This is a genomic window from Aquiflexum sp. (genome assembly GCF_977115555.1).
The window spans coordinates 1-12888 of record NZ_CDSBKL010000086.1 but is presented as its reverse complement, the minus strand read 5'-3'; the positions used below and the strand labels follow the sequence as shown (position 1 = coordinate 12888).

The following is a 12888-nucleotide window of genomic DNA, read 5'->3' as shown; positions in this document are numbered from 1 at the left end:
TTACAACCATAAACCCCATGCTCAAAAACTACTTTAAAATCGCTTGGAGAAACCTTTTGAAAAAGAAGGCATATTCCTTTATTAATATTGTTGGTTTGGGTATCGGAATGGCCTGTTGTGTACTCATTTTTATGTTTATTCAGGATGAACTTTCATTTGATCAATTTAATGCCAAAAAGGAAAGGATTTATCGGATTGTCCATGGAAGTGTACAAGATGGGGCCAGCCCGGACTATTCTTCTTTTTGGGTTTGGGGAAATGCTCCTATCGGGCCTGCTCTTCAATTCGAGTTTCCGGAAGTGGAGAAAGTCGTTCAGTTTTCAGGAAGAGGAGATATACTCTTTACAGTAGGCGATGTCACCCAACAGGAAGACGGAATCGTATTTATGGATTCGACGGTGTTTGATGTATTTAGCTGGGAATTAATAGCAGGCAATCCCAAAACTGCTTTGGTTGCGCCATATAGTGTCGTTTTGAAAGAGTCCACAGCTAGGAAATATTTTGGTAACGAAAATGCATTAGGAAAAACATTAAGAGGAAGCGAAGTGGCAGGAAGATCAAGAGAGGGTGATTATACTGTAACAGGTATAATGAAAGATTTGCCTTCAAACTCCCATCTTCAATTCAATACCTTATTGTCCCGGTCCACCAATATCCAGTACAGACCTGGGGTATTTGAATCTTGGGGTTATGTAGACAGTTACACCTATTTTCTGGTGAATGACCAGTTTGACCAAGCTTCTTTCGAGACAAAACTACCCGGATTTATAGAAAGGAGAGCGGGTGAAGAAAGTTCGGAAAATTATGCAATAGGTATAGAATCCCTGAATGATGTCTATCTCCGGTCCGAAGCCCAAAGGCAACCTGGAGATACGGGTTCTTTATCCAATATTTATGTTTTTTCGGTTATTGGCTTGTTTATTTTGGCGATTGCCATCATCAATTTCATGAATCTTTCTACAGCACGGTCCATGGAGCGGGCAAAAGAAGTTGGGATTCGAAAATCGATAGGTGCGGATAAAAAAAGTTTGATTATCCAGTTTTTGGGAGAATCACTGCTTATAGTATTGCTTTCAGCAGCGGTGGCATTGCTTTTTATTTCATTGGCTATGCCTTTAATGAATAACTTGACAGGCAAAGCATTGGAAATCAACCGAATTCTGAACTGGCAAACAATTCCGTTTTTTTTGGGGATTATCATTGTTGTTGGACTTTTGGCAGGTTCTTATCCGGCTTTAATCTTGTCCAGTTTCCGACCCGTGATGATTCTCAAAGGAATTAACAAATCTGATGCACGCGGGGTAAATCTCCGCAAAGGATTGGTGGTTTTTCAATTCAGTCTTTCTATTGCGCTGATTGCCGGAACCATCATCGTGTACAATCAGATGAGCCATATGCTTGATAAGGACATGGGTTTTGATAAAGAACAGATGGTTGTGGTAGATTACAATTACGATGAGCAGGTGAATAACGTCTCCTCAGCTTTGGAAAGCAAACTTGAGAATAACCCAAACATCCAATCTGTGGCTTTTTCCAGGAGTGTGCCGGGAAGCCATTTCCCAAATGCCTATACCACTATTGAAACCCCAGATGGAGAGATGAAAGGGGATGGGCAGGCTATTTTTCAGGTTGGACTGGATTTTATCAATCACTATAATCTGGAATTAGTGGCTGGAAGATCCTATTCAAGGGATTTCCCATCTGATTCCACATCTGCCTTGGTGCTCAATGAAGCAGCTGCAAGGCAATATGGCTATTCCAATCCTGGGGACATTGTTGGGAAGAAATTTGACCAATGGGGAAGAAAAGGAGAAGTTATCGGTGTAGTTAAGGATTTTAATTTCATTTCCCTACACAACAATATTGAACCGTTGACTTTGCCTTTTGATGCTTATGCAAGTCGGTATATGAGTTTGAAAGTTAAAGGTGAAAACCTGCCTATAATTTTGTCCCAAATTGAATCTGTTTGGAAGGAACTCGTCCCGCATCGGCCTTTTATATATAGTTTCTTAGACCAGGATTTTAACAGACAATACGAATCTGATTTCAGCTTCAGACAGGTCTTTACAATTTTCTCTGTATTGGCAATTTTGATTGCCTGTTTGGGTTTACTCGGTTTGGCAACTTATACTGCTGAGATTAGGACCAAAGAAATCGGTATCAGAAAAGTCCTTGGGGCAGAAATTTCAAGTATTGTAGCCTTGTTGTCCAAGGATTTTATCACTCTGGTCTTGGTTGCGATTGTCCTTGCTGTCCCGGTTACCTGGTATGCCATGAACAGTTGGCTGGAAGGATTCGCTTATAGAATTGAAATCGGATGGTGGATTTACTTGTTGGCAGGATTGGTTCCGGTCATCATCGCCATGGCAACCATCAGTTCACAAGCCTTTAAAGCAGCGATGCTCAATCCGGTGAAGAGTCTAAAAAGCGAATGAAAATAGGCTCAGGATGCCAGACTGCAGAATTTAGAATTAATAATTGAGAATGACCAAACCACGAACTCGACAACAAGAAAACCCAACAACTCGATAACAATTACAACAATTACAACCACTACAACTATTACAACCATAAACCCCATGCTCAAAAACTACTTTAAAATCGCTTGGAGAAACCTCGTTAGGAATAAATCCTTCAGCATTATCAATATCCTTGGTTTGGCGGTAAGTATGTCCATTTGTTTGCTGATTATCATGATCGTGATAGACCAGTATAGCTTTGATTCCTACCACAGCAAAAAGGATAGAATCTACAGGGTACATTCGACTGAGTACCAGACCAACCAAGGTGAAACAGCGAGCTCTGCTTTGCCTTTGGCTGAAAAACTGAAAAGCGAATACCCTATCATAGCTGAGGCTTCGGCGCTCAACAGTGAAATAGGTGGGGATATCATTTATGAAGATAAGTTCGCCTCAGGCGGAGGTTATTTTGCTGATGAGAATCTTTTTAAAATACTGGATTTTTCATTTAAGGAAGGAAATCCGGAAACAGCTTTGAATAAACCTTTTTCTTTGGTCATCACTTCAGATCTGGCAGAGATACTTTTTAACAATGAATCAGCCCTAGGCAAAACAGTCGCTTTCCACGACAAAGATATCAGGGCTACCGATATCGAGGAAGGTAATATTGAAACTGATTTCGGCTACTTTACCATCACGGGTGTTCTCAACCCCAATCCCGGAAAAACCCATTTGCCCTTCAAACTTTTGGCATCTTTGAGTACCATGAAATCCTTGCCAAAAGGATCTCTAATGTCACCCGATGAGCAGGATTGGAACAATGTGTGGACCAATTATACTTACGTGCTATTGGAGGAAGGACATAGCAAGCGTGAATTTCAGACCATCTTGGATAAAGTCTCCCAAGAAATTTATGAGTCCAAATTTGAGGACAAGCATTCTTTTAAAGCTGTAGCTTTGGGTGATATTAACCCAATGGGGATTATTGGAAACACCACACATGTTGGGATTCCAAAAGTAGTCCTTTTGATATTGGGTGTGCTTTGTATCATTGTAATGATATCCGCCTGCCTTAACTATACCAATATGTCAGTGGCCCGAGCACTTACCAGGATCCGCGAAGTAGGTATCAGGAAAGTCTCAGGGGCCAGCAGGACACAGATTTTTGCGCAGTTTATAACGGAGGCCGTGGTTATTTCCCTTTGTTCATTGGTCTTGGCTTTCCTTCTGCTGCAGGTACTCCAAAGAGGAGTAGCGGGTATGACTTTCGACAAGTATCTCAAGATTTCCTTTGAGCAAAATCTACCCGCAATTTTGATTTTCATAGGTTTCAGCATTGCTGTTGGGGTTTTGGCAGGATTGCTTCCTGCCTCTTATGTATCCAAACTGAATCCTATAAACCTGTTCAACAAGCTTAGTGGGGTAAGATTGTTCAAAAACCTGAGGGTTCGGAATATTCTGCTAGTTGTCCAGTTTTCAATTTCCTTGATTTTCATTATTTCAGTGGTGCTGATTAAGTCACAATCCATGCACATGCTGAATTTTGAGTATGGATTTGAAAAGGATAACATTGTCACTGTTAAGCTTTATAACCCTGAAAATTATTCGAGATTTGCCCAGGCTGTTGTATCCAAACCATCAGTCATTGAAGTTGGAGCGACGTCCCTGTTACCGGCAGGAGGTTGGAATTTTGGAAGTGATGTGGTGAATCCTGAATTTCCTTTGGATAGTATTTCCACCAATTTCTTTGACATCAATTCCTCAGCAGTAGATGTTTTTGACTTGGAAATCCTTGCAGGTACTAACCTTCCTGCTGAAGGAAGTCCAAATCTGGTCTTGATAAACGAAAAGGCGGTTGGTGAATTCAAATTCGGAAGTGTGGATGAGGCTGTCGGGAAGCAATTTACAATAGACACTAACGGTGAATACCAAAATTTGCAGGTAGCAGGTGTGGTTAGGGATTTTCAGTTTCTTCCATCCATCAGAGAAATGGAAAGCTTGGTATTGCGAAACAGGGAAGACCAACTTGGCTTTGCTTTGGTCAAAATTTCAAACCAAAACCAAGCTGAGACACTTGCGGCATTGGAATCTTCCTGGAAAGAAGTGAATCCCAATTCCAAGTTTTCTTACAAATTTCTGGACGAAGAGCTTTTGTTTATCCATCAGGTGTTAGGGGATGTCTCTTCAGTGATCGGATTGATTTCCTTCTTGGCAGTATTTGTTTCCTGTTTGGGACTCTTGGGAATGGCAACCTACACCGCGCAAACCAGGATCAAAGAAATCGGGATCCGAAAAACACTTGGATCAAGTACCCCTCAGATCATTTATTTGTTATCAAAGGCATTTTTGGTCTTATTGGGGATTGCTGTTTTAGTGGCAGTGCCATCAGCTTATTTCATCAATAATTTGTGGTTAAATTTCTTTGCCTCTAGGATTAGCATTGGAGTAGTTCCAATCGGCATTGGTGTAGGATCGGTTTTGTTGATCAGTTTGGGGATAATCTTTTCCCAAGCATATCGGGCGGCAACAATCAATCCCATAGAAAGCCTTAGAAATGAATAAAAAGCAGCATTTGCAATTTTGAAAAAACTTCAAAACGAAAACAAAGACTTCTCAACTTCCTAATCTTTTTCCCACGATGCTAAAAAACTATTTTAAAATCGCCTGGCGCTCACTTACCCGAAGCAAATGGATCGGGGCCATTAATATCCTCGGTCTGTCCATCGGAATCACTGCCGCATTGTTGCTTTTCATTGTGGTGCAGTACGAACTGAGTTATGACAAGTTTCAGAGTAACTATGACCAAATCTACAGGATTGTCTCCCATGATAAATATGAAAACAATACTGAAAAAACACCCGGTGTTTCCAATCCCGTGCCTGATGCCTTGATGGCAGATAAGGGAAGGTTCAAAAAGGTGGTCCCTGTGATTTCCAATTATGATATACAAGTCAATGTCCAAACTGAGGGAAATGCTTCAGAAATCAACAAATTCAAGTCTGAGTCAATGTTTTTCTCCACATCGGAATTTGCAGACTTGTTTGATTTGGAGTTCTTGGCAGGAAGTGCAACCGTCCTTGACCAGCCGGAAATGGTTGTATTGACGCGCTCAGAAGGAGACAGGTTTTTTGAATCTTGGCAAAATGCACAAGGGAAATCCCTTCAGTTGACTTATGGTGTGACTTTGGAAGTAGGGGCGGTAGTGGAGGACATCCCTGAAAACAGCAATTTTAATTTTGACATCTTGGTTTCTTACGAGACGCTCAGGTCGTATCAGGATGTTTTTGGATATGACCTTGGAGAATGGGGAAGTACAGGGAGTAATTTTCAGGCTTATGTTTTGTTGGATCGCAATACAGATCTGGCTTTGGTTCAAAGTCAGTTGGATGATTTTTCCAAAAAGCATTTCGAAGGCCGGGGAACTTCCATAAGGACGCATCACTTGCAGCCAATGAGTGATATCCATTTCAATTCTGATCTGGAGCCACTGAACGGGAGATTGGTCCGAAAATCTACAATACAGACTTTGATCATTGTTGGGATTTTTATCCTGATCATGGCTTCGATCAACTTTGTCAATCTGAGCACGTCTCAGGCCATCGGCAGGAGCAAAGAAATCGGTGTGAGGAAAGTGATGGGCAGCTCAAAATCCCAAATAGCTTTGCAATCCTTTGGAGAAACCTTTTTGGTCATCATCATGGCATCTGTATTTTCTTTTGGACTAGCCAATCTTTTACTGCCGTTTTTGGATAAGATTGCTGATGTACCGGCTGACATCAGTTTCTTTCAGCAACCTATCTTACTTTTTATGTTGGCTTTGATCTTGATCCTGACATTGCTTGCGGGCTTTTATCCTGCCATGATCATTTCCAAATTCCAGCCCATCCAGGCATTGAAGAATAAATTCCAAGGCGCAGAGATCGGTGGGATTTCGATCCGGAGAGGTTTGGTGGTCTTGCAGTTTGCCATCGCACAGATCCTGATGATCGGGACATTGATCGCAATCCGACAGATGAACCTGGTCCAGAATACTGATTTGGGCTTCAACAAGGATGCTGTTTATTATGTTGATGTCCCTACTGACTCGAAAACAGATATACGCATTGAGGGATTTAAGCAGCAGTTGCTTGGGATTCCGGGCGTGATAGGAGCGAGCATGGCATCTGATGTACCATCTTCGGACAACAACTCCGCTTCGAATTTTTATTTTGACAACAAGAGCGAGGACATTGTTTTTCCTGCTTTTCTCAAGTTTGCAGACGAAGACTATTTTGATTTGTATGAAATGGAATTTGTGGCAGGCCAAGGATACCCCACAAGTGATACCATCCGGAATGTAGTGATCAATGAGACCATGGCCAAAAAGCTTTTGATTGCCTCACCGGAGGAAGCCATCGGTAAAAATATCCGCCTTGGCGGAGGCAATTGGGTTCCCATTACAGGTGTTGTCAAGGATTTTATGGTCAATTCCCTGCGTGAAGAAATCAAGCAACTGCTGATCACCAGCCATAAGAGATACTACAGTCAGGTGGCGGTCCGGCTTGACAGATCTGCTCAAAAATCAACCTTGGAAGCGATTCAGGGAAAGTTTGAGGAGATATATCCGGAACAGATTTACAGCGGAAATTTTCTTGATGAATCCATAGCGGCATTTTATGAAAGCGAGCAGAAGCTGGCAATGGTCTACAAGATATTTGCAGTGCTGTCCATTCTGATTTCCTGTATCGGACTGTATGGCTTGGTGTCGTTTATGGTAGGCCAAAAAGTAAAAGAGATAGGAATCCGAAAAGTTCTAGGCGCATCGGTAACACAGATTACCATGATGCTTTCCAAAGAATTTATCCTGATGGTTTTGTTGGCTTTTGTCATCGCGATTCCATTGGCCTATTTCATGGTGCAGGAATGGTTGGCTTCCTTTGCTTACAAAACCCCGATATCGGTAGGTTTATTCCTCTCAGTGATGTTGGTTTCCCTGTTGATTACCGCATTGACGGTGGGTTCCAAAGCTATAAGAGCGGCCATTGCAAATCCTGTGGATAGTTTGACGGATGAATAAGGGAATTTAAAATTAAAAATTCAGAATTATGAATTTAGAATTTTTAATGACGGTTCAGAATGACGATTCTGACAACTAAACAACCATGACAACGCTTATCAGACAACAATTTTCCAATCTTTCAATTTTCCAATTTTAAATCTCAATTGTAATGTGGAAAAATAACATCATCATTTCTTTCAGAAACCTGAAGAAGTACAAGGCACTCACCATTATCAATGTGTTGGGAATGGCAGTAGGATTGGCAGCTTGTTTGTTGATTGGACTTTTTATCTTGGATGAATTGTCCTACGATAAAGACTTTAAAGACGGAGACCGAATATACCGAGTCGTCCTTGAAACCGCAGAAACAAGATGGGCAGGTTCACCTGGGCCATTGGCTGAGGGATTGAAAATTGACTTTCCGGAAGTCGAGCAGTCCACTAGAATCATGAAGTTTCCCGAAGTTGATAAGATGCTTCTTAAATCAGAGTTGAATGGGGAATTGAAGCAATTCTATGAGACTAAAGGGTATTACGCTGACTCTACCTTCTTCGATATGTTTGACTTTGAGTTTGTTGCAGGCAATCCTGAAACAGCCTTGAATGCCCCAAATTCTTTGGTCCTGTCTGCTTCTTTGGCAAGGAAGTTCTTTGGAGATTCTGATCCTGTCAATCAACCGCTCACCATTGGTCTTCCTTTTGGAGAATTTGAATATACCATTACAGGCATATTTGAAGATGGCAAATCCAAGTCCCACATTGACGCCAATTATTTCCTTTCTATGGAAAACAATGACATAGGGAATGCGGTAAAAAGAATGAATAACTGGGCGAGCAATAACATATTTTACACCTATGTGAAACTTTTCCCCAACAGTGACGACAAGGCATTTGAAGCCAAGCTTCCGGAGTTTTTTGATAGACATGGGGCTGAAGACCTCAAAGCAATGGGTGGTTACAGCAAAAGTCTTTTGTTACAGCCATTGCAGGATATTTACCTTCATTCAGGCATAGAATACGAATTGGGCATTATTGGCAATGTGGTGACTTTGTATGTTTTTGGTTCTGTGGCAATATTTATTCTTCTCATTGCCTGCATCAATTTTATGAACCTTGCTACTGCGAGGTCTGAAAAACGGTCCAAAGAAGTTGGGATCCGCAAAGTGCTGGGTGCAAATAAAGTTGCTTTGGTCAGGCAGTTTTTGGGAGAGTCTCTGTTTATTTCCATACTTGGTCTCTTCGTTGCATTACTTCTTTCATTTGTTTTGATGCCTTATTTTAACCAACTGACTGGGAAAAACCTTGACCTGACTCTTGGAATATTCCCTATGATTTCCGTGTTGCTATTGGCTGTTGTTGCCGGTTTGGTTGCAGGGATTTATCCTGCGTTTTTTCTTTCGTCATTTACGCCGATCAAAGTCTTGAAGGGGAAATTTAGGGGAAACCTATCCGGGTTTTCGCTTCGTCATGTTTTGGTTGTTTTTCAGTTCGCCATTTCTGCCTGCCTGATATTGATGGTTTTTGTGATCAAAAACCAGCTGAATTTTGTCCAAAACCAAGACTTGGGCTTTTCCAAAGAACAACAGTTGGTCATCCCACTAAAGTCAGAAACTGCTGTAGCCAAATACGAAGTCCTCAAAGCAAGCCTCCTGCAAAACCCTTCCATAAAATCTGTCACGATGGCTTCGACCTATCCTGGAATTGAAAGCATCGAGAGTATGATGTATTATGCGGATGGGAAATCCGTGGCAGATGTCGTCAACATCACCAATGCTTATGTGGGAAATGATTTTGTGGAAACCCTTGGTTTCCAGCTTTTGGAAGGTAGGTCCTTTACCGAAGATTATTCCTCAGATTTGCCTTTAATGATTCTCAATGAATCCGCAGTCAAATCCTTGGGTTATGAAGTCGCTGATGCGGTCGGTAAAAAAATCCATTATGAATGGAGGGGTGAACTGAATACTTTGGAGATAGTCGGGGTTGTCAAGGATTTTAACTACCAAAGCCTCCATACCCAAATCAATCCTTATGCTTTCATAAAAGAAAACCGCGGCGGATACCTGATTGCAAACTTTGCCGGCCAAAACGCTGCGGATGTTTTGGAAAATGCACAGGAAAATTGGGCAAACCTTAATGTTTCTGAGCCATTTGTCTATTCATTTCTGGATCAGGATTTTCAGAGGAATTATGAGAAGGAAGAAAGGATTTCGACCATCATCATCAGTTTTGCCTTATTGGCCATCTTTATTGCCTGTCTTGGTTTGTATGGTTTGACATCATTTATGACCGAACAGCGAACCAAGGAAATCGGAATCCGCAAAACAATGGGCGCTACGGATTGGAACATTGTGTCCCTACTTTCGAAGGACTTTGGCAAGACTGTCCTGATTGCCATCTTGATTTCGATGCCATTTAGCATCTACCTGTCCAATGCTTGGTTGGCAAATTTCGCTTTTAAAATCGAGCTACAATGGTGGTACTTTATCGGAAGCGGCGTCACTGCTTTGTTGATTGCCATGCTTACGGTGAGTTTCCAATCCATCAAAACTGCCCTCATGAATCCTGTGGATAGTCTGAGGAGCGAGTAATGAGAAATTCAGAATTAAGAATTCAGAATTATGAATTAATAATGATTGAGATGAAAGATGCAAGACACAATATTCAAGACTGGATACATAGAAAACTTTGAGAATTTGTCAAGGTGCAGCAGACAACTATGACAACGCGAGGCAGACAACAAAAAAAAGACGCAAGATGCAAGACACAAGATACAAGACTTGATACCTCGAAAACTTTGAGAATTTGACAACACGAAACAGACAACAATTACAACAACTAGAACAATTACAACAACTAGAACAATTACAACCACAACAACCACAACAACATTTAACCCTCTTCCATTATGATTCGAAACTACATACTCATCGGCTGGAGAAACCTGAAAAGAAACAAACTCAGAGCAGGTATTCACATTTTGGGATTGTCAATAGGGATTTCTATCTGTTTTCTGATTTTCAACATCGTTTGGTACGCCAATAGTTTTGACAAGTTCCATCCTGAATCTGATCAGATTTTCAGGTTGGGTATGATTACCGATTTTGGAGATGGGGAATTTCCTACCTCCGGTGTACCAGGACCTTTGGGAGAGGTGATTCAGGATGAATTGTCAGGTATTGAAGAAAAAGGGAGATTATATACCCTTTGGGAAACGCAGGTCATTCTTCCCGAATCCAATAAAGTGATGGGAAGGACAAATACTGTAACATTCTCGGATGCCGGATTTTTGAAAATTTTTCCCAGAAAATGGCTGGCAGGAAGTCTGGAAAACTCCCTTGAAAACCCGTATTCGACAGTCATCAGTCAGGCTTCAATGGAAAAGTATTTCCCTGACAGACAACCTTCTGAGGTCTTGGGCAAAGAAATCATGTACTATGATGTAGATACCATCATGGCACAAGTGACTGGCGTAGTTGCTGATTTTGAAGATAACACCGACCTCATTTTTACCGATTTTATATCCTATACCACTATAAAGAGTATGGATAAAGAAAATTGGTTTGGGCTTGATTCTTGGGGAAATGTCAATTCAAGTTCCCAATTGTTTATCAAAAAAGAGAAACTGAAATCAGAAGCTGATTTGTCTGAAGGACTCCTCAAAATAGGGGAGAAGAACCTCAATCAGGAAGGAGGTAATTCAAGGTTTACCCTTCAGCCCTTGGCAGAGATGCATTTTGACCAGACCGATGCGGGACCGGGTACTGTATCCAAAGTTTTTCTTAAAGGATTGGTATTTATCGGTTTGATCATCTTGACTTTGGCTTGTCTGAATTTTATCAACCTCGAAACAGCCCAGGCGATTGGACGGGCAAAAGAAGTAGGGATCCGAAAAACACTTGGAGGCGACCGGTTCCAATTGATTTTCCAGTTTTTGGCGGAAACCTACCTGATTGTTTTCTTTTCATGCCTTTTGAGCCTCGCGATGACAGAAGGAATGATCATGGTTTTCAGGAACTATCTCCCGACAGGTTTGGAAGTTAATTATCTGACTTTGGAAAATATAGGGTTTTTGGCTGCCATTTCCCTTGTATTGACACTTTTAGCCGGGATATATCCTTCTCTTATTTTAGCTAATTATGATCCACAGCGTGCGCTCAAGGGAGAAAAAGAGCAAAGCGGGAAGTTTTCCATCGGGGTTTTTCTCAGAAAAAACCTCACTGTATTACAGTTTGCGAGTTCCATTGCTTTTATCATCTTGGTTTCGGTGATTTCATTTCAGATGAAATATGTATCCAGCCAACCTTTGGGTTTTGACAGGGATGCAGTGGTGTACACGCAGTTACCTTTTATGGCAGGAATTGATAAGGCTGAAAGATTGAGAGAAAGGGTGTCTCAGTTCAGTTATGTGAAAAGTGCAAGTTTGAGCGGGGATTTGGTTTCTTCCGACGGACTTTGGACCTCGGACATCTACGTACCAAAGGACAGTACAGAAAGCCAGCATTTTATCCAGGTAAAAAACGTTGATTCAGCCTTTGTGGATGTAAATGGACTCAAGATTCTGGCTGGAAAGACAAGCTCAAACCTTGCTGACGAAATCATGGTCAATGAGGCTTTTACAAAAGAAATCGGAGCTGCCAATATCGAGGATGTGGTCGGCCTGATCGTAAGGTTCGGTGCTACCCAAAGAAAAATCACAGGAGTGATCAATGATTTTAACTCCCGTACATTGAGGGAGGAAATCCGCCCAATGGTATTCTCTTATTTTCCCGATGGTTTTAATGTTTTGAATGTGAAACTGGAAACCGGATATAACCTTTCCCTGGCCAAAACAGAAATGGAAAACATCTTCAAGGAGGTTTATCCTTATGATGAATCAGAATTCAAATTTTTGGACGAGGCAATAGCCAAGTTTTATGAGGAAGATATGAAAATCCGAAATGTATTGGGTATGGCCTGTATCCTTGCGGTGATCATCTCTGCCATGGGATTGTTTGGGCTGTCATCCTATACCATCGCACAGCGTACCAAAGAAATCAGCATCAGAAAGGTCCTGGGGGCTTCTATTCTGCAGATTTTGGGTTTGATATCTAGGGAATATATCATTTTGGTTTTGGTTTCTTTTGTATTGGCGGTCTATCCCGCTTACTATTTCCTCAACCAATGGCTGGATTCCTTCAGCTACAAAGTGGATATGCCGTATTTCATTTATCTGCTTTCAGGTCTTGGAGTAATGCTCATTTGTCTGTTGATCGTTGGCTTACATTCCTATGCTGCAGCACAGACCAATCCGGCAAAGATTCTGAAAGACGAATGAGTTTAGAGGCGAGAGACTGGAAGCAAGACTTGTAAATTCAGAATGATGAATTGAAAATTAAGAATGAACTGACCCGAT

Annotated in this window: 5 protein-coding genes; all 5 read left to right on the top strand. The window is 41.4% G+C overall.

The window, feature by feature from the left end; all coding sequences use genetic code 11:
- Positions 1 to 2435 (top strand): ABC transporter permease (locus ACZFYI_RS07500; RefSeq protein ID WP_462523506.1); only part of this gene is annotated, 2435 nt, incomplete at its 5' end.
- A 144-nt stretch (positions 2436 to 2579) separates the two neighbouring features.
- Positions 2580 to 5021 (top strand): ABC transporter permease, encoded by a 2442-nt coding sequence (locus ACZFYI_RS07495; protein ID WP_462523505.1) that lies wholly within the window; start codon positions 2580 to 2582, stop codon positions 5019 to 5021.
- Between the two features lie 76 nt (positions 5022 to 5097).
- Positions 5098 to 7515, top strand: a complete 2418-nt coding sequence (locus ACZFYI_RS07490) for an ABC transporter permease (RefSeq protein ID WP_462523504.1) — start codon at positions 5098 to 5100, stop codon at positions 7513 to 7515.
- Positions 7516 to 7666: 151 nt separating this feature from the next.
- Positions 7667 to 10084 carry an ABC transporter permease gene (locus ACZFYI_RS07485; RefSeq protein ID WP_462523503.1) on the top strand — a complete coding sequence of 806 codons (2418 nt, stop codon included), beginning with the start codon at positions 7667 to 7669 and terminating at the stop codon, positions 10082 to 10084.
- A 317-nt stretch (positions 10085 to 10401) separates the two neighbouring features.
- Complete coding sequence (locus tag ACZFYI_RS07480; protein ID WP_462523502.1) at positions 10402 to 12810, top strand: ABC transporter permease; 2409 nt, start codon at positions 10402 to 10404, stop codon at positions 12808 to 12810.
- The last annotated feature ends 78 nt before the right edge of the window (positions 12811 to 12888 follow it).